The organism is Synechococcus sp. MIT2312, from assembly GCF_059772315.1.
In genome coordinates this window covers 2,525,345-2,541,915 of the sequence record NZ_CM186281.1, presented here as the reverse complement: position 1 = coordinate 2,541,915, position 16,571 = coordinate 2,525,345, and the positions used below count along the sequence as shown (strand labels likewise).

Sequence of the window (16,571 nt, the reverse complement as noted above, 5' to 3'; positions counted from 1 at the left end):
CGAAACACGCCTCCGATGCGCCGAATTCTCTCCTCACTTTTCGCAGCCCTGATCGTGGGTCTTGCCGTGTTCACGGCTCCATCAAGCAGCTGGGCTTACCCCTTCTGGGCTCAGCAGAACTACGCCTCGCCCAGAGAAGCCACTGGCAAGATCGTCTGCGCCAACTGCCACCTGGCCAAGAAAATCACTCAGGCAGAAGTTCCTCAATCCGTGCTTCCTGACACGGTCTTCAAGGCGGCAGTGAAAATTCCTTATGAGCAAGGGCTCCAGGAAATCGGTGCCGACGGCAGTGATGTCGGTTTACAGGTCGGAGCTGTCATCCAGCTGCCTGATGGCTTCACCCTGGCCCCACAGGACCGCTGGACCGATGAGATCAAGGAGGAAACCGAAGGTGTTTATTTCACGCAGTACAGCGACGATCAACCCAACATTCTTCTCGTAGGCCCGATTCCAGGTGATCAGCACCAGGAAATCGTCTTCCCTGTCCTTTCACCGGATCCTGCCACCGACAGCAACATCCATTTCGGCAAATATCAGATTTTCGTTGGGGGTAACCGAGGCCGTGGTCAGGTCTATCCGACCGGAGAAAAGAGCAACAACACCGTTTACACCTCGCCCGCCACTGGAACCGTCTCAGCCATCGAAGACGGAGAGAATGGAGCCAAGGTTCTCAGCATCGACACCGCTGACGGCGAGACCGCCACTGAAACCATTCCCGTGGGTCCTGCTCTGATTGTCGGAGTCGGTGACGCCATTGAAGCCGGGACTCCACTGACCGACGATCCGAATGTGGGTGGTTTCGGACAGGTTGATGCGGAAGTTGTGCTTCAGAACCCCGTCCGGATTTATGGTCTGTTGGCGTTCTTCGCAGCTGTTTCGCTCGCCCAGATCATGTTGGTTCTGAAGAAGAAGCAGATTGAGAAGGTGCAAGCCGCTGAGGGTGTCTGAGCTCAGTGTTGATCCCTGCAATTTTCACCTCCCCAGGGCCCGAGCTGTTTCAGCTCGGGCCTTTCGTACTGCGTTGGTACGGACTGCTGATTGCGGTTGCCGTCTTGATCGGACTCAATCTCTCCAGCTGGCTGGCGCGACAGCGTGGCCTCGATGCCAATCTGATCAGTGACCTGCTGCCAATCCTTGTACTGGCAGCAGTCATCGGTGCAAGGACGTACTACGTCGCCTTCGAATGGGATTCCTACCAACGCTCATGGTGGGATGCTCTCGCGATCTGGAAAGGAGGCATTGCCATCCATGGAGCACTCCTGGGGGGATCGCTGGCAGTCGTTCTGTTCTGCCGTTGGCGGCGGGTCTCCTTCTGGGATGTTTTGGACGTTCTGGTGCCCTCGGTGGTGCTGGGACAGGCCATTGGCCGCTGGGGGAACTTTTTCAACTCAGAGGCGTTTGGCGTCCCCACCGATTTGCCATGGAAACTTTTTATACCCACAGCAAACCGGCCAGGTGTTTTCAAAACTGCTGAATTCTTCCACCCCACATTTCTCTACGAATCCCTCTGGAACATTGGAATCTTTGTGTTGTTGATGGTGCTTTTCCGGCTCGGCCGCCAAAAAACAATCTCCCTGCCATCAGGAGCTCTCAGCTGCATCTATCTGCTCAGCTACAGCCTTGGCCGAATCTGGATCGAAGGTCTGAGGATCGACCCGCTCTGCTTGGGCGGACAACCTCCGTTCTGTGACGGTGGCCTGCGGATTGCTCAGCTGATGAGCCTCGGCTTGATGGCCATCGCCGGCTTCGGGCTGTTCTGGCTGTATGGACGCAAGTCGCCACTTCCGGATCCCGGCCTCAAGCAGGCAGACCCTTCATGACCATGATCTCGATTGTGGGAGCTGGCCCGGGAGCACCTGATCTACTGACCCGCCGTGCCGAAGACCGCATTGCCCATGCTGATGTTCTGATCTGGACTGACTCACTGGTGTCTCCCCAGATCGCGGATCTTGCGCCTGCCGGCTGCGAAAAGATCCGGACCAGCACACTCACGCTTGAGCAGGTTCTTCCCCTGATGATCGAGCGTGTGAGCTCCGGAAAGAACGTGGTGCGTCTTCACGACGGTGACCCCTGTCTCTACGGAGCGCTCAGCGAGCAGGTCAGCGGACTTGCCGATGCCGGAATTGAAGTGGAAGTGGTTCCTGGCATCAGCGCTTATCAGGCAACCGCATCGGCTCTCAAGGCGGAACTGACCATCCCAGGCCTTGTGCAAACCATCGTGCTGAGTCGCAGCGGAGGCCGAACCGGCGTTCCAGAACGAGAAGAGCTGAGGCACCTGGCCAGCCTGAGGGCCTCGCTCTGTCTGTACCTCAGCGCCCGCCATGTGGACGAGGTCCAGTCAACGCTGCTTGAGCATTACCCAGCAGACACCCCGGTCGCCATCGGATACCGGGTCAGCTGGCCTGATGAATCACTAGATCTGGTCCCTCTCGATCAGATCGCAAAGGTCACTCATGATCGCAATCTGATTCGCACGACGCTGTATGTGATCAGTCCAGCCTTTCGTACAACCAACCTGCGATCGAAACTCTATTCACCTGATCATGACCACTTGTTCCGACCCAAGCAGTAATCAATCCGGACTGGTGATGTTTTAAGATTGACAGGTGGGGCGATTAGCACAGTGGTAGCGCACTTCCTTCACACGGAAGGGGTCACTGGTTCGAATCCAGTATCGCCCATGCATCTAAAACCCTTGCTTAACAGGGTTTTATTCTCATTATCAAGTGCTGGTGTCGAGCGACTTTAGCCTCAACGAAGTGCACCAAAACCGGCAATCAAAGAATCATCAAAGGGATTGATTGTTCCCCATTTGAGATTCAGCACAGACCGTGCAAGTTCTCTCAAAGGATGCTGTCTTGGCAGTCTTCAGTCGTCACTCCTGTGGCAGAGCTGTGAGCACGCTTCATCGATCAGACACCTGCTTCATGCACAGCACCAAGCAGGACAAGTCCAACTACATTCTGTGCATCAGATTTCTCTTGTTATGGCAAAGGGCTACTGGATCAGCACCGGCACGATTCACACTCCACTGGCCATGGTCCCCTACATCAGTCGACTTACGGAATGGCTACCCACGGTCGGTGCAAAATTTCTGGTGCGCGATATTCAATCTGATGTTCGTGAAGGCTCCCCTGGTTCTTTGAATGTGATCATTGAATTCCCATCTCTGCAGTCAGCCGTGTCGGCCTATGAGTCATCGGACTATCAATCTCTGATTGAGCTGCGAACACCCCACTCGGACCTCACTCTGTCGATCTCAGAAGAATTGGTTGCCTAGATCTTCAAGGTGTTGATCACTACGGATGGTTTGAAGGCTTTCGTGCAAAATCAACCCGTCTTCGGGTCATCAACCGGAGATGCGTCGAACCAAGGAGGGGTGGGACCCTCCTTTTTTCTTGGCCCATGAGCACAACTTGGTATCACGACCGAAGTCAATCCGCAGTTCCCTCAGTGGATACGCCAAGATCTGAAGACTTTCTGGATCATTCGATGCTTCGAATGAAGAACCCGATTGTTCAGAGAATCTGGGCGATCATCACCTGGCGATGGCGCATGCAGATCGCCCTCAATGCGCCTTTCGCGCTGCTGTGGGTTGCTGATAAAACCAATCCAGCCGTGCATGCTTTCAATATGACCGCTCTCTCAGCGATCCATGCTGAATGGCTGGCGCCGATGATTGGCATTGCTTGAAGTTTCAAATCGCAGTCCCAATCAGCATTGAAAGATCAGCGATGACGGACCAGCGATGTTGATCAGCGCTGACGGAGCGTGAGCATCCAGAGCCAGATTGCAAACAGTGTCCCAACGGGAACAATGATCACAAGCAGCTGAGCAATCACCAGGTTGCGCACTTCAGGGTCCATGTTCAGAAGGGAATCACAAGTGACCAGCGCTGACGCCTGTACCGCCAACGCTTGCCTGAGTCCTCCGCCTCTGGCACTGCAGCTGCCACAAAACCTTTCGGATCTTCAGGGTTGTCGCTGACTTCAGCAGCCTCCTCCATCGGCACTTCATAACCGACAAATTGATCAGCTTCTTGCTTGCAAAATCGAACTGGATTTTGGGAAGTGCTGGTCCAGAGACCAACTCTGCGGACGCTGTAGCGTCCGGCGGATTCAGCCCAGCGATCACAGGCCCGCGAGGCTGATTCCGGCGACTCATACCGGCCCAGAGCCCCGATGAAGCTGATGAGATTGGGAACCTGGGTGACCACCAGAGCAGCCAGAAGAAGTTGCGTGACCCGGCTTGATTTCATCTTGCTGAACGCTCTCCCTCACGATCACCGAGAATCCGCATGCCATGAGAAGACAGTGGCTCAGTCAAGCCCGGCTGCAGTCAGAGAAGGTTGATTTCCGATGTGGCAACTCTCTCTGTGTGCCTCGTGGCACTGACAGAACTGGTAATCGAGCTTAATTTCATCGCAATGACTTCAGTGAGGGTCGGATGTGGTTGTCGGATTCCGAGCAGGCGAAGGATGGAGCCACCGTCTCAACCCTGCAGGAGATCGGTGAACTGCTTCGTCAGGCCCGCGTCGCCCAGGGCCTGAGCTGCGATCAGCTGGCTCAGTTGTTGAAAATGGGCAGCGAGCAGCTGCAGGCTCTGGAGACGGGTGATCTGGAGAGACTTCCTGAACCGGTTTTCATCAAAGCGATGACCCGCAGGGTCGCTTCCAAACTCGGCCTCGATGGCGACTCCCTGATCAGCAGACTTCAAGATGTTCTGCCAGCGCCCACGACCGCCAACAACCTGTCCGGTGCTCCTGGTGGTGCTGTAGCCAAAAAAGTTGTTGCAACGGTTCCCGAAAGCAGCAAAACACCAGTGATGCCTTGGCAGCGCCTGGCCCTGGCGGCTCTGGCAGTCGGCGCTGTCACCGGTGGAGCGATGGTGGTGGCCAGTCAGCGTCGCTCTGTTGAGCTTGCCTCCATGAAGGCTGTCACGGTGGTGAAACAACCCACTGAGACGCCCCCTCAACCCGTTTCCCCCGAGGACAAGGCCTCCGGACAGATCTCCATCAGCAGCCAAGAACCCAGCTGGGTCTCAATCCGTAATGGCGAAGGCGAGGTCGTCTATGAGGGAACACTCTCTGAGCGCAAAACCCTCCCTGCAGATTCACAACTGGAGATCCTCCCCGGACGTCCTGACCTGGTCTTGATCAGTGATGGAGACGATGCGCCGAAGCCGCTCGGACCCATCGATCAGGTGCGTTGGTACAAACTCAATCCTGAACTCTGATCTTGAGGTGCAGACCGGTGACATCCCTCACCAGAGCTGAACAACTTTCGAGACTCCACTGTTCAAGGCTGAGGTTCTGATTCACACGCTCCGGCACCAGCTTCAGGATCAGATCATTGTCTTTCACTTCGGCTTTCAACGTCTGAACCACGGGATCTGGACGTCGATCCAGCGCCGCGGCCAAACGCAGTAACAAAGCCATCTCTGACACTGTTCTGCGATTATCCCGGGTCTGAAGAGCCTGCCAGGATTCATGTCGCTTCTTGGGAAGACTGCGGCGGTGGTAACGGGCGATGGCCGCGATCATCAGATGCTCGGATTCGGAATAACCCAGCAGCTCGCCATGGCGAATGAGATACCAGGAATGCTTGTGATAAGCGCTCAGATTGATGTGCTGACCGCAGGCATGAAGCATGGCCGCAGCCCAGAGAAGATCCCGGCCGGATCCATCATCACGGTGCAAGGTCTTGTGGGTGCTGTCGTAAAGAGTGAGTGCGTGGCTGGCAACCCGCTCGGCACGGGCCTGATTGACCGCAAAACGTTGCACCTGATGGACGACGGTGCGCTGGCGGATACTGCTTTGAAAACTGAAGCGGTCTTCAAGAAGGCCATGGCGCAGCATCCAATCCACGATCAACCCTTCTCGCAGAGCCCGCTCGCTCAAAACCAGTTCATCGACTCGAAGCATCTGCATGGTGGTTTGCAGGATGAGCGAACCCGGCACGATGATTTCAGCGCGCCGGTCGTTGATGGCCGCCAGACCACGGCGCTGATCCGGAGTCATGACGGCCAAACGGTCCACGACACGGTTCAGGCGCTGCCTTGAAACCTTGTAACCATGAAGCTTGAGAGGTGGCCGGTCGTCTTCGCTGGCCGCCAACGCACCGATGGCCATTGCCGTGCCGCTGGTCGCAACAAGCACTGGTGTTTCTCCAGGCTTGATCCGTCGATGCACCTTGTCGACGGCCGGTTCCAGCGAGCCCTGGATGAACGCCTGCAGGAATGAGCGGCGTTGGGGAGGGATCGGATCATCCTTAACGAAATCCCGCTGAAGCCGCACGGCACCCACACGCGTGCTGGTGAGTGCGCGGGCATCCCGAGCGTCCGCCAGGATCAGCTCCGTGGAGCCTCCGCCGATATCGAGCACCAAATGGGGACGGTCGCCAAAGGGCATGCCTGACAACACGCCCAGGTAGATCAGCCGTGCCTCCTCCGGTCCACTGACCAGATCGACATCCAGATCAAGTTCATCTTTGACGGTTTGCAGAAAGTCCCTGCCGTTTGGAGCCTCTCGTACAGCACTGGTTGCTGCGACAACGACTTGCTCCACTTGATGGCTCAAAGCCAGCTCACGAAAACGGCGAAGGCTTTCCAAGCCTCGGGTCATCGCCTCAGGTGTCAGTTCACCTGTCTCGGGGTCTCTTTCCCCCAGACGGGTATTGGACTTTTCGGCCAGATCGATGCTGAAGGTCCCCAGTGCCACATCCACCGAAGCCACGAGCATGTGGGTGGAATTGGTGCCCACGTCAATTGCGGCCACAGTTCTGACTTTTGGCGATCCGCCCGGATCACGATGCGATGACTGTCTCGCCGTCTGATTGCTGGGGTCCACCGGGGCCGCTGGGGAAGACTCGGCACCTGACATGGCGCACCGTGATGGAGACGGGCCCACTCTGCCATCGGTGCTCCGGGCCGGGTCGCCGCTGATTAAGGTTCCGAAAACTCAGCTTCGGGTTCTGCGCACGTGACTGGCACGACCTTTTCTCGCGTCATGTCTCCCTGGGTGGCCCTGCTGCGTTGGAACAAGCCGACTGGTCGCCTGATTCTTCTTGTGCCAGCCGGTTGGAGTTTGTGGCTCGCGCCAGACGCCCCTCCCCCTGCAGCACTGGTCGTGCAGATCCTGATCGGCGGCCTGGCCGTGAGCGGGGCCGGTTGCATCGCCAATGACCTCTGGGACCAGAGGATTGACAGAGAGGTTGAACGCACACGCCAACGTCCCCTGGCCAGCGGTGCACTGAACCGGAGCCAGGCGACTGCTGGGCTCGTGCTGCTGCTGGTTCTATCGCTGGGGGTCGTGCTCAGCCTGTCGTCTCAGATGCTGATCTGCCTGCAACTGGCCGTCCTGGCCCTGCCGCCGATCCTGATCTACCCATCCGCAAAGCGCTGGTTCGCATTCCCTCAGGCACTGCTGGCGATCTGCTGGGGCTTCGCGGTGCTGATCCCCTGGGCGGCGTTCACAGGCGACATCACCCCGTCGATCCCCCTGATCGGCTGCTGGTTCTCCACCCTGTGCTGGACCTTCAGCTTCGACACGGTTTACGCCATGGCCGACCGTCCGGATGACGCTCGGCTCGGCCTGCGCAGCAGCGCACTGACTCTCGGGCGCAACGCCATCCGAACCGTGCGAACGGGATATGGGCTCACAGCAGCGTCGCTGGCCATAGCCGCTGCAGCCGCTGACGTGGGGATCATTTTCTGGCCCTTCTGGGTGATTGCCACCATTGGTTTATGGCGCTCCACACAAACCCTGCGAGCCAGTGAGCAACAACCGGCAGCGGTCTATGCCCGCCATTTCGGACGTCAAGTCCAGATCGGCACGTTGCTGCTCATCGGACTTGTGCTTTCACATCTGGTCTGATGTCGCAGTCCACACATCTCTGGTCATTGCCGAGTCCCTTGCAGGTGGGAGACAGCGTCACCATTGCTGCTCCAAGCTCGGCAATCTGCGATGAAGCCAGCCTGCATGCAGGAATCGCCGTGCTCGAGTCATGGGGGCTGTCCGTGAACACCCCGACCTGCCAGGGGCGGCACTGGGGCTATCTGGCAGGTCGCGACAGCGAACGATCCGGCGATCTGTCTGCACACGCGGGAAGCGCATTGCTGGCCTGTGCCCGAGGGGGCTGGGGAGCAGCCCGTCTGCTGGAGCATGCCATTCCCTGGGAAGAAAGGTGGTTTCTTGGATTCTCCGATGTCACAGCCTTGCTCTGCAGCCGCATGGCGAGCGGCTTTGGAGGCGGCATCCATGGACCACTGGTCACAACGCTGGCTGGGGAACCTGAGTGGAGCCAACAGCGTCTTCATGATCTGCTGTTTGGGCATCCGGTTGCGTCCCTTCAGGGAACGAGCTGGGCTGGAGGCATGGGAGCCGGCCCGTTGATCACGGTGAATCTGACAGTGGCATCCCACCTGCTCGGCAGCCGTCACCTACCCGATCTCCGTGGAGCAATCCTGGTGATCGAAGACGTGGGTGAAGCTCCGTACCGACTGGATCGGATGCTCACCCACTGGCGGCTGGTGGGCGCTCTCAACAATCTGGCAGGCCTTGGATTCGGCCGATTCAGCGGTTGCGACGACACAGAGAACAGCGATCCAGCTCACTCGTTCAGCCTGGAGCAGGTTCTGCGAGAACGCACTCAGGACCTGGGGTGTCCGGTGGTTGCGGATTTGCCAGTAGGTCACGGGAACGGCGGCAATGCGGCGCTGCCGATGGGCGTTCGCGCCCAATTGAACGGCATCAACGCCACCCTCACTCTGGAGCTGCCGACTCAACGCTGAGCGAGCACAGCCTCCGCCACGGTGAGATCAAACGGCGTGGTGACCTTGATGTTGGCGGGACCAGCATCCAGCACCCTGACTGGCCATCCCAGCCGTTCAAACAAGGAGGCATCGTCGGTGACCGACCAACCGAGGGCCCTGGCCTGTGCATGGCCTTCACGCAAAGCAGCAACAGCAAAACCCTGAGGCGTCTGTGCGGCCCAGAGCTCAGCCCGATCCGGTGTTTCAGCGATCAGCCCCCCTCCATCCACACGCTTGATCGTGTCGGTGACCGGTGTCGCAGCGATCACCGCATCACCCCCAAGAACCGCTGCAGCGCAACGATTGAACAGACTGGGATCAACCAGACAGCGGGCACCGTCATGGATCAGGACATGCCGCGCATCCGCGGGGAGTGCGACCAAGCCTCGCTCCACCGATTCCTGGCGCGTGCTGCCACCTTCGATCCAGGCGACAGGCTTGGTCGCTCCCTGCAGAAGGGGGGCAATCTCGTTCTGATCTGCAGGCTGACCGATCACCCCGATCCAATCGATGGCTTCAGCCGCAAACGCCGACTCCAGGGTCCAGGCGAGCAGCGGCCTGCCACGAAGCATGAGCAGCAGTTTGTTGCGATCAGCTCCCATACGCCGGCCGCTGCCCGCTGCGGCAATCAACAGATGCACAAGCGACTCCTGCTGCCAGCAGTCTGAAACGGCCTCCATACAATCAGCTCGCACCACCTGTGCTGCTGGTTCATGCGCGTTCTCGCTCTCAGCCCCGGAAGCCTTCAGCAACAGCTCGAGCGCCTGCCGGCTCTCGCTGCTGCCGCTGATCAGCTTGAGGCCAGCCTCCAGGTGGCCTGCGATCCATCCCATCGCGGGTTATGGACCATGCTTCCGGCGGTGAAGAAAGTGATTCCCTTCCCGTTCGAGGCGGATCCGAATCTCTCGGACTGGGCCAATCTTCTCGGCCTCGTCAGGGAACCTGACTTCCAGGCCTGTCTCAATTTCGCCACCGGACGGCAGGTGAATTTAATGCTGTCCATGAGCCATATCCCAATGCGGGTGGCCACGGAAGGCTTTGCCAGTACGGCCTCCGCCACGGTGGAAGCAGGCTGGACGCCACAGAAGCTTGAAGCGTTTCTCTCCCCGATGGGCGTTTCTTTGAATGCCGATGCCTTCCGGCTCAGCCTGCCTGCGGATGCCATGGAGAAAGCCCGCAGTGCTCAGCCATCAGGGGATGGCCCGCTGCTGCTGCTGGCGCCCGGCGCATTCCCTGGTGACTGGCCTCAGGAACGCTGGGCGTCACTCCCGGACACCATCCGCAGCAAGCTGCCCCAGTTGCGCAGCCTTGTTCTGCCGCCCGACCTGCCCGTCGCCGAGCGAGCCGCTGCCGTGGCCTGCGCTGATGTGGTGCTCAGCAGTTGTTCTCTGACCCAGTTGATGGCCACCTACTGCGGGCTGCCTCTGGTCGCCCTGGGCGCCAAAGCGGACCAGCTTCCCGAACGGGACATGATTCGCAGACTGGATCGCGAGGATCTGTCCACACTCACGGTCTCCGAAGTCATGCAAGCTCTCGGCTTCTGATGATGCGCCCCCGGCGGAGCAGACGACACGCTCTGCTCAGGGGCCGTAGCCGTCAACTGAGGCACCTTGCACGACCCTGGTTGCTGCCGGGGCTGGCACTGACCGTGTTGGTTCTCGGCGGAGCCATCGGTTACCGAATCACCGAAGGATGGGATTGGGGGGATTGTCTCTGGATGGTGCTGATCACGATCAGCACCATTGGCTACGGGGAAGTGGAGCCTCTGTCGCAGCCAGGGCGGTTGGTCACGGTGTTGATCATTGCCGGAGGTCTGCTGGTTGTTCAGCTCTCGATTCAGCGCGTGCTGGGGTTGTCAGAATCCGGGTACTTCCGTCAGGTACGGGAGCTGAGATTTCGCCGGATGCTGCGGCGCATGCAAGACCACGTCATTCTTTGCGGCTACGGCAGGATCGGTCGTGAGATCGGCGAGCAGCTGCTGCTCGAACAAGCACCGGTGCTCGTGGTCGAACTTGACCCCTTGCGAACAAAAGCCGCGGAAGAACGCGGACTCCAGGTGCTTCAGGCCGACGCCACCCTCGACGAAACCTTGATAGAGGCAGGGCTCGATCGTTGCCGAAGCCTGGTGAGCGCATTACCGAGCAATGCCGCCAATCTCTACGTGATCCTGAGCGCCAGGGGCCTTGAGCAGCGCTGTCGTTTGATCGCAAGGGCTGACAGCGAGGAAGCGGCAGCAAAACTTGAGCTCGCAGGCGCCAGCGTGGTGGTGAGCCCTTACGTGGCCGGTGGTCGGCTGATGGCCACGACGGCCCTGCGGCCACTGGCGGTCGACTTCACGGATCTACTCGCGGGATCCGACTGCGAGATCGAAGAATTCCGCCTCAGTGAAGACCCCTTGCTGATGTGTCAGATCGCCCATCGCAGCCTGCAGGAACTTGACTTGGCACGACGCACCGGCGCGATGGTGCTCGCCATTCGTGACAACAACACCCTGTTGGCCAATCCCAATGGCGAAGTCACCTTGGCCCCGGGCCAGATGCTTGTTGTGATGGGAAGCAAGCAGCAACTGCAAGATCTTCGACAAATTCTTGGCGATGCCATCGACGCGGTTGAAACGATGCGAGGCATGCAAACGAATGAATGAGAGCTGGTCCTGCTGGTCCGTACGATCAGCCGATCACAGGTCCTTGCATGAGCAGCATCCGCACCCTTGACGGCCAGATCGCTCTGGTGACTGGCGCCAGCCGTGGAATCGGTCGCGCCGTTGCCCTCGCCCTGGCCGAGGCCGGTGCCGAAGTGGTCGTGAACTATTCCAGCTCACCTGATGCAGCCGATGCAGTGGTCAGTGAGATCAGCGAATCTGGTGGTCAGGCTTATGCCCTTCAGGCCAACGTTGCCGACGAGGAAGCTGTCAACGGTCTGATCAAGTCCGTGATCGAGCGGAGTGGCCGGATCGATGTCTTGGTCAATAACGCTGGCATCACCCGCGACGGTCTGCTGATGCGGATGAAGACCGAAGACTGGCAAGCCGTCATCAATCTGAACCTGAGTGGTGTCTTCCTCTGCACCAGGGCCGTGACCCGACCAATGCTCAAGCAGAAAAGCGGGCGCATCATCAACATCACCTCGGTCGTGGGCCTGATGGGCAACGCTGGACAGTCCAATTACGCCGCGGCCAAAGCCGGCGTCGTGGGGTTCACCAGAAGCACCGCCAAGGAGATGGCCAGCCGGGGCATCACCGTGAACGCCGTGGCTCCAGGCTTCATCGCCACCGACATGACCAAGAATCTGGATGCGGAAGGCATTCTCGCGGCCATTCCCCTGGGTCAGTTCGGAACTCCGGAACAGGTCGCCGGGGCTGTTCGGTTTCTGGCCGCCGACCCTGCTGCGGCTTATATCACCGGTCAGGTTCTTCAGGTTGACGGCGGCATGGTGATGGGCTGAACACGGTCAGCTCCGGCCTGCTGCATCAAGGCTCAAGAGGTTGACCCAGCTCATCCCTCAGTTTGCGGATCCGCTGCAGCAATCTGAATCTGCGGCTGCGCTCCGTTGCGGTGAGAAAGATCCGCAACGGCACGTAGACCAGGGCCATGATCCCGGCCAGACCGGCCAGCAGAACAAAGAACAGCGCTCCTGAATTGGCCATGGATCAACGCTAACGAGCACAGCCCCCTCCGGCAGACATCAGCGCCCGGTGATTCGGCTTTCCCCACTTCCAGCAGGGAGTCAAGAGTCCTGTCGTTGTGGGACATTGACGACGGGTAAGTGTCGAACATGGCCAAGCTTCTCAGTTTTTCGGATGAATCCCGCGCTTCGCTGGAGCGGGGGATGAATGCTCTCGCCGATGCAGTGCGCGTCACCATCGGCCCACGCGGTCGCAACGTGGTGCTTGAGAAGTCATTCGGAGCACCCGACATCATCAATGACGGAGACACGATTGCGAAGGAGATCGAGCTCGAGGATCCCTTCGAAAACATCGGCGCCAAACTGATTCAGCAGGTGGCGTCCAAGACCAAAGACAAAGCCGGAGATGGCACCACCACAGCAACCGTGCTGGCGCAAGCCATGGTGGAGGAAGGTCTTCGCAACACGGCAGCCGGAGCCAGCCCGATCGAACTTCGCCGGGGCATGGAAGCGGCGGTTGACAACGTGGTCAAAGGCCTGGCTGAACGAAGCCAGGCCGTCAGCGGAGATGCCATTCGTCAGGTGGCCACGGTCAGCGCCGGCGGCGATGAAGAGGTGGGCCAGATGGTGAAAGAAGCGATGGACAAGGTCAGCGTCGACGGAGTGATCACCGTCGAAGAATCCAAATCGCTGGCCACTGAGCTTGATGTCACGGAAGGCATGGCCTTCGACCGTGGTTACAGCTCTCCCTACTTCGTCACCGACGGCGACCGCCAGATCTGCGAATTTGACAATGCACTGTTGTTACTCACTGACCGCAAGGTGAGTGCAGTGGCCGACCTGGTGCCGGTGCTGGAAGCCGTTCAGCAGTCCGGTTCTCCCCTGGTGGTTCTGGCCGAAGAGGTGGACGGTGAAGCTCTGGCAACCCTGGTGGTGAACAAAAACCGCGGCGTTCTGCAGGTCGCAGCTGTTCGCGCTCCCTCGTTTGGTGAGCGCCGTAAAGCTGCTCTGGCAGACATCGCCATCCTCACGGGCGGCACGGTGATCAGCGAAGACCGGGCGATGACCCTTGAAAAGGTCACGCTCGCCGATCTCGGCCGCGCCCGCCGCATCACGATCAGCAAGGAAAGCACCACGATCGTCGCTGGCGAGGAAAGCCGAGACGCCGTGGCGGAGCGTGTGGCCTCCATCCGACGTGAACTCGACAACACCGAGTCGGAGTACGACCGGGAAAAGCTCACCGAACGCATTGCCAAGCTCGCTGGTGGCGTTGCCGTGATCAAGGTGGGAGCACCCACCGAAACCGAGCTCAAAAACCGCAAGCTGCGCATCGAGGACGCCCTGAATGCCACCAGAGCCGCCGTTGAGGAAGGCATTGTTGCCGGGGGTGGCTCAACATTGCTGCAACTGGCAGGAACCCTTGATTCCGTTGCTGCTGAGATGCAAGGAGATCAGCGGACGGGCGTGGAGATTGTCCAGCGCGCCCTGAGTGCTCCCCTCAAGCAGATCGCCATCAATGCCGGTGCCAACGGGGACATCGTCGTGGAGCAGGTGCAACGCTCCGGCCAGGGCTTCAATGCCGTGACAGGCAATTACGAGGATCTGCTGCAAGCGGGCATCCTTGATGCCGCCAAGGTGGTTCGCCTTGGACTGCAGGATGCTGTTTCGATTGCATCACTGCTGATCACCACTGAAGTGGTTGTGGCCGACAAACCTGAGCCCCCTGCTCCGCCAGCACCAGGCGGTGATCCCATGGGCGGCATGGGTGGAATGGGCGGCATGGGCATGCCCGGGATGATGTAGAGCCACCAACGCACGCCTCGTTCTGCTCAAAGAGCCTGAACCAGGCGTGCGTGAATCCGACAGACAGCCAGTGCTTCGCGAGGGGGCTTGCTGCAGAGATGGCCCAGCTCCCTGTTCAGAGCCTGGAGCTCGCCCATCGGCAGACCGGCAACAGGCAGAGCCAGAACAAGTCCACCGACCATCGCCGGGAGGGAAATCAGGCGCAACACGGCATGAGTCTCGCGGGACTCAGTCAGTCTGCCTTTTCAAGTGCCTGCAGTAGGCCGCCACCTGAAGATCAACACCGGTGATGGCTGTCCCAACAACCACCGCATCTGCTCCGCCATCCATGGCATCAGCTGCGTTCACAGCCGAAGCGATGCCCCCTTCACACACCAGCAGGGTTGAGGAAGGAAGTTGTTCTCTCAGAGGATGGAGCAGGTTGATGGCCGGCGGAGACAGCTGAGCGGTGTCTTCCGTGTAGCCAAACAGGGTCGTCCCAACCCAGTGGCATCCGAGAGCGGCAGCCCTCAGGCCGTTTTCGACACTGTCGATATCCGCCATCAGCGTTGCGCCCAGTTCTGATCTCGCTTGTTGGATCAGCAGCTCAAGCTCTTGGCCCGATGGCCGTTGCCGAGCGGTTGCATCCAGGGCGATCACATCGGCACCAGCAGCCCAGACAGCCCTGACGTCTTCCCAGCGAGGCGTGATGTAGACCGAACTATCGGGGAAAGAACGTTTCCAAAGACCCACGATCAGAGCATCCGGACAACGCTCCCGAACAGCTCCGATGTGCTCGGGACTCTCAAGCCTGACCCCAACGGCACCGTTGCGAAGACTGGCTTCAGCCATGGCGGCGATCACATCGGGGTGTCGCATGGGAGAACCCTCTGGGGCTTGAACCGAAACGATCAAGCCGCCCTGGAGATGGTCCCGGGACAGGCGAGTCTCAGACGACACGACCATGACGTCTCAGGACGCTTTGGGCAGATCATGGTCGCTGACAGGTGTCAGCCAGCGGCGCAGTCGTTGAGGGCCGACTGCTGGAACCGGACGAAGACCCGGGGCCGGCTTGTCGGGACTGCTCTCGGGCTCCACCACGCGACCCACGTCATCCAGACAGTTTTTCAACAACGCGCTGAACCGATTCCCCCCAGGGCTCAGGGTCTCAGATTCCACAGCCGCGGTTGCTTCAGGTTTGGCATCAGGCGCATCAGGCGCTGCACTGGGTTCAGGCGCAGCAATCGGAGCACACTCCGCAACCGGCTGTGCCGTGGATGGTGACGAACAGTCTTCAGAAGCCAGCAAACCCTTCGGCAGGGAGTCGACCCCGAAGCGATGAACCCACTGCTGCTCAAGCCTGATCAACAACGGTTGATCGTCCTGTTGCAGCGCCTGTTCAATCAAGTGCTGAAGGCTGATCTGACGAGGGTCCTGATGCTGGTAAGGGGAATGGTTCACGGAATCAGGCAAGCTTGCGGTTGAGCAGAGGGCGGATCAGGAGGAACAAGGCGGCCGTCAGCAGCGTCAACACCAGAAGGCAGGTGGTGCCGGTAACGGATCCGTAGGGCGCTTCCAACAGAACCGATGACAGATCAAGCGGGCCGGCATATGCGGCGCGAATGGGTTCAATCGCGAAGGTAAGTGGATTTAGCGATGCAAGCCAGCCCAACCAGGGAGGCATGAAACTCAAGGGGGCCAATGCAGTGCTCGCGAACAGCAGGGGCAGGTTTGCCACGAAGATCACCGCAATCAGTTCGATGTGACCGGGCAGGGCAAAGGCCAGTCCGAGGCTCAATGCTGTGACTGCGAACACCAGCAGCAGCAACGTGACCATCACCAGCAGCAAACCAGCCGCGCCTGGCCACCCATAACCGAGCAGAGATGCAGTGAGCATGATCGCCAGGCTCTGCACAAGGCTCAACGTTGTGATGTAGATGACTGAAGCCAGAACAATCGAACTGCGACTGCGCAGCGGAGCGACCAGAAGGCGGTTCAGAAAGCCGAATTCACGGTCGAACATCACTGGAAGCCCTGCATTGAGAGCAGCACTGAAAGCGGTAAACACAATCACGCCCGCTCCAAGAAAACGCCCGTAGCTCATGCCTCCCGGCAGCAGTCCCTCGGGTGCGCGTGAGAACAGAGCTCCAAACAGAACCAGCCAGATCAATGGCTGGAGCACGCCAGCCACCAACGTGGATGGACGCCGTTGCAGCTGAAGGAACAGACGTCGCGTGAGGGCGAAGGTTTCCTGCAGAAGCTCAGCGATCGCAGAGCTGTTGTCGGAGCTGGAGGGGTTGGAACCGAGGGCAGGACTGGTCATTGACAAGACGGAAACTGAAAGAACATCAGGG

Annotated in this window: 20 protein-coding genes and 1 tRNA gene; 13 read left to right on the top strand and 8 right to left on the bottom strand. The window is 59.3% G+C overall.

Going from position 1 to position 16,571, the window contains the following annotated elements:
• Positions 1 to 15: 15 nt before the first annotated feature.
• From petA to AC6EI9_RS13905, 6 genes are all read left to right on the top strand, one after another.
• The gene (gene petA / locus AC6EI9_RS13930) at positions 16 to 948 is read left to right on the top strand and encodes a cytochrome f (RefSeq protein ID WP_498470092.1); all 933 of its coding nucleotides are present in this window, start codon (positions 16 to 18) and stop codon (positions 946 to 948) included.
• Between the two features lie 20 nt (positions 949 to 968).
• Entirely contained in the window at positions 969 to 1,820 is an 852-nt protein-coding gene (gene lgt / locus AC6EI9_RS13925; RefSeq protein ID WP_498470091.1) for a prolipoprotein diacylglyceryl transferase, read from the top strand.
• Positions 1,817 to 2,572, top strand: coding sequence for a precorrin-4 C(11)-methyltransferase (cobM, locus tag AC6EI9_RS13920; RefSeq protein WP_498468299.1), 756 nt, complete (start codon positions 1,817 to 1,819; stop codon positions 2,570 to 2,572). Before lgt ends, cobM begins: the two co-directional genes overlap by 4 nt.
• Positions 2,573 to 2,609: 37 nt before the next feature.
• A tRNA-Val gene (locus AC6EI9_RS13915) sits at positions 2,610 to 2,681 on the top strand.
• Positions 2,682 to 2,986: 305 nt separating this feature from the next.
• Complete coding sequence (locus AC6EI9_RS13910; protein ID WP_498468298.1) at positions 2,987 to 3,280, top strand: DUF1330 domain-containing protein; 294 nt, start codon at positions 2,987 to 2,989, stop codon at positions 3,278 to 3,280.
• 275 nt (positions 3,281 to 3,555) lie between these two features.
• Positions 3,556 to 3,693, top strand: coding sequence for a hypothetical protein (locus AC6EI9_RS13905; RefSeq protein ID WP_498468296.1), 138 nt, complete (start codon positions 3,556 to 3,558; stop codon positions 3,691 to 3,693).
• Positions 3,694 to 3,868: 175 nt separating this feature from the next.
• On the opposite strand, the gene AC6EI9_RS13900 is transcribed toward AC6EI9_RS13905, so the two are convergent.
• Positions 3,869 to 4,258 carry a hypothetical protein gene (locus AC6EI9_RS13900; RefSeq protein WP_498468295.1) on the bottom strand — a complete coding sequence of 130 codons (390 nt, stop codon included), beginning with the start codon at positions 4,256 to 4,258 and terminating at the stop codon, positions 3,869 to 3,871.
• A gap of 188 nt (positions 4,259 to 4,446) precedes the next feature.
• Here AC6EI9_RS13900 and AC6EI9_RS13895 point away from each other — a divergent pair, with 188 nt between their 5' ends.
• Positions 4,447 to 5,235 carry a helix-turn-helix domain-containing protein gene (locus AC6EI9_RS13895; protein WP_498468294.1) on the top strand — a complete coding sequence of 263 codons (789 nt, stop codon included), beginning with the start codon at positions 4,447 to 4,449 and terminating at the stop codon, positions 5,233 to 5,235.
• On the opposite strand, the gene AC6EI9_RS13890 is transcribed toward AC6EI9_RS13895, so the two are convergent.
• Positions 5,219 to 6,880, bottom strand: coding sequence for a Ppx/GppA phosphatase family protein (locus AC6EI9_RS13890; protein WP_498468293.1), 1,662 nt, complete (start codon positions 6,878 to 6,880; stop codon positions 5,219 to 5,221). The two genes, AC6EI9_RS13895 and AC6EI9_RS13890, sit on opposite strands and share 17 nt — an antisense overlap.
• 126 nt (positions 6,881 to 7,006) lie before the next feature.
• On the opposite strand from AC6EI9_RS13890, the gene AC6EI9_RS13885 reads away from it, so the two are divergent.
• Together AC6EI9_RS13885 and AC6EI9_RS13880 are read left to right on the top strand one after the other, a co-directional pair.
• A complete protein-coding gene (locus AC6EI9_RS13885; RefSeq protein ID WP_498468292.1) occupies positions 7,007 to 7,873 on the top strand; it encodes a 4-hydroxybenzoate polyprenyltransferase in 867 nt (288 codons plus the stop codon).
• On the top strand, positions 7,873 to 8,790 hold the full coding sequence (locus tag AC6EI9_RS13880; RefSeq protein ID WP_498468290.1) for a S66 peptidase family protein: 918 nt from the start codon (positions 7,873 to 7,875) through the stop codon (positions 8,788 to 8,790). Before AC6EI9_RS13885 ends, AC6EI9_RS13880 begins: the two co-directional genes overlap by 1 nt.
• Here AC6EI9_RS13880 and ispD read toward each other — a convergent pair.
• Positions 8,781 to 9,452: a 2-C-methyl-D-erythritol 4-phosphate cytidylyltransferase gene (gene ispD, locus AC6EI9_RS13875; RefSeq protein ID WP_498470090.1), complete on the bottom strand. Its 672-nt coding sequence runs from the start codon at positions 9,450 to 9,452 to the stop codon at positions 8,781 to 8,783. The genes AC6EI9_RS13880 and ispD overlap by 10 nt on opposite strands.
• Positions 9,453 to 9,524: 72 nt before the next feature.
• Here ispD and AC6EI9_RS13870 point away from each other — a divergent pair, with 72 nt between their 5' ends.
• Genes AC6EI9_RS13870 through fabG form a run of 3 tightly spaced genes read left to right on the top strand, consistent with a single transcriptional unit; the run spans position 9,525 to position 12,255 of the window.
• Positions 9,525 to 10,355 (top strand): glycosyltransferase family 9 protein, encoded by an 831-nt coding sequence (locus AC6EI9_RS13870; RefSeq protein ID WP_498468289.1) that lies wholly within the window; start codon positions 9,525 to 9,527, stop codon positions 10,353 to 10,355.
• The gene (locus tag AC6EI9_RS13865; protein WP_498468288.1) at positions 10,355 to 11,455 is read left to right on the top strand and encodes a potassium channel family protein; all 1,101 of its coding nucleotides are present in this window, start codon (positions 10,355 to 10,357) and stop codon (positions 11,453 to 11,455) included. Before AC6EI9_RS13870 ends, AC6EI9_RS13865 begins: the two co-directional genes overlap by 1 nt.
• A gap of 47 nt (positions 11,456 to 11,502) precedes the next feature.
• On the top strand, positions 11,503 to 12,255 hold the full coding sequence (gene fabG / locus AC6EI9_RS13860) for a 3-oxoacyl-[acyl-carrier-protein] reductase (protein WP_498468287.1): 753 nt from the start codon (positions 11,503 to 11,505) through the stop codon (positions 12,253 to 12,255).
• A 25-nt stretch (positions 12,256 to 12,280) separates the two neighbouring features.
• Here the strand turns inward: fabG and AC6EI9_RS13855 are convergent, their stop codons facing one another.
• Positions 12,281 to 12,457 (bottom strand): hypothetical protein, encoded by a 177-nt coding sequence (locus AC6EI9_RS13855; protein WP_115125113.1) that lies wholly within the window; start codon positions 12,455 to 12,457, stop codon positions 12,281 to 12,283.
• A gap of 128 nt (positions 12,458 to 12,585) precedes the next feature.
• Between AC6EI9_RS13855 and groL the strand changes: the two genes are divergently transcribed.
• The gene (groL, locus tag AC6EI9_RS13850) at positions 12,586 to 14,238 is read left to right on the top strand and encodes a chaperonin GroEL (RefSeq protein WP_498468285.1); all 1,653 of its coding nucleotides are present in this window, start codon (positions 12,586 to 12,588) and stop codon (positions 14,236 to 14,238) included.
• 26 nt (positions 14,239 to 14,264) lie between these two features.
• Here the strand turns inward: groL and AC6EI9_RS13845 are convergent, their stop codons facing one another.
• From AC6EI9_RS13845 to AC6EI9_RS13830, 4 genes are read right to left on the bottom strand one after another with little or no spacing between them, the layout of a single operon-like run.
• Positions 14,265 to 14,420: a hypothetical protein gene (locus AC6EI9_RS13845; protein WP_498468284.1), complete on the bottom strand. Its 156-nt coding sequence runs from the start codon at positions 14,418 to 14,420 to the stop codon at positions 14,265 to 14,267.
• 46 nt (positions 14,421 to 14,466) lie between these two features.
• Entirely contained in the window at positions 14,467 to 15,183 is a 717-nt protein-coding gene (locus AC6EI9_RS13840) for an N-acetylmannosamine-6-phosphate 2-epimerase (RefSeq protein ID WP_498468283.1), read from the bottom strand.
• 6 nt (positions 15,184 to 15,189) lie between these two features.
• A complete protein-coding gene (locus AC6EI9_RS13835) occupies positions 15,190 to 15,678 on the bottom strand; it encodes a hypothetical protein (protein WP_498468282.1) in 489 nt (162 codons plus the stop codon).
• A 4-nt stretch (positions 15,679 to 15,682) separates the two neighbouring features.
• Positions 15,683 to 16,540, bottom strand: coding sequence for an ABC transporter permease (locus tag AC6EI9_RS13830; protein ID WP_498468281.1), 858 nt, complete (start codon positions 16,538 to 16,540; stop codon positions 15,683 to 15,685).
• Between the last annotated feature and the right edge of the window lie 31 nt (positions 16,541 to 16,571).

Coding starts and splice junctions, on each gene's coding strand:
- groL (WP_498468285.1), top strand. CDS start 12,586: ATGGCCAAGCTTCTCAGTTTTTCGGATGAATCCCGCGCTTCGCTGGAG.
- AC6EI9_RS13855 (WP_115125113.1), bottom strand. CDS start 12,457: ATGGCCAATTCAGGAGCGCTGTTCTTTGTTCTGCTGGCCGGTCTGGCC.
- AC6EI9_RS13900 (WP_498468295.1), bottom strand. CDS start 4,258: ATGAAATCAAGCCGGGTCACGCAACTTCTTCTGGCTGCTCTGGTGGTC.
- AC6EI9_RS13905 (WP_498468296.1), top strand. CDS start 3,556: ATGCAGATCGCCCTCAATGCGCCTTTCGCGCTGCTGTGGGTTGCTGAT.
- AC6EI9_RS13910 (WP_498468298.1), top strand. CDS start 2,987: ATGGCAAAGGGCTACTGGATCAGCACCGGCACGATTCACACTCCACTG.
- petA (WP_498470092.1), top strand. CDS start 16: ATGCGCCGAATTCTCTCCTCACTTTTCGCAGCCCTGATCGTGGGTCTT.
- AC6EI9_RS13865 (WP_498468288.1), top strand. CDS start 10,355: ATGATGCGCCCCCGGCGGAGCAGACGACACGCTCTGCTCAGGGGCCGT.
- AC6EI9_RS13890 (WP_498468293.1), bottom strand. CDS start 6,880: ATGTCAGGTGCCGAGTCTTCCCCAGCGGCCCCGGTGGACCCCAGCAAT.
- AC6EI9_RS13880 (WP_498468290.1), top strand. CDS start 7,873: ATGTCGCAGTCCACACATCTCTGGTCATTGCCGAGTCCCTTGCAGGTG.
- AC6EI9_RS13895 (WP_498468294.1), top strand. CDS start 4,447: ATGTGGTTGTCGGATTCCGAGCAGGCGAAGGATGGAGCCACCGTCTCA.
- cobM (WP_498468299.1), top strand. CDS start 1,817: ATGACCATGATCTCGATTGTGGGAGCTGGCCCGGGAGCACCTGATCTA.
- fabG (WP_498468287.1), top strand. CDS start 11,503: ATGAGCAGCATCCGCACCCTTGACGGCCAGATCGCTCTGGTGACTGGC.
- AC6EI9_RS13885 (WP_498468292.1), top strand. CDS start 7,007: ATGTCTCCCTGGGTGGCCCTGCTGCGTTGGAACAAGCCGACTGGTCGC.
- AC6EI9_RS13845 (WP_498468284.1), bottom strand. CDS start 14,420: ATGGTCGGTGGACTTGTTCTGGCTCTGCCTGTTGCCGGTCTGCCGATG.
- AC6EI9_RS13870 (WP_498468289.1), top strand. CDS start 9,525: ATGCGCGTTCTCGCTCTCAGCCCCGGAAGCCTTCAGCAACAGCTCGAG.
- AC6EI9_RS13830 (WP_498468281.1), bottom strand. CDS start 16,540: ATGACCAGTCCTGCCCTCGGTTCCAACCCCTCCAGCTCCGACAACAGC.
- AC6EI9_RS13840 (WP_498468283.1), bottom strand. CDS start 15,183: ATGGTCGTGTCGTCTGAGACTCGCCTGTCCCGGGACCATCTCCAGGGC.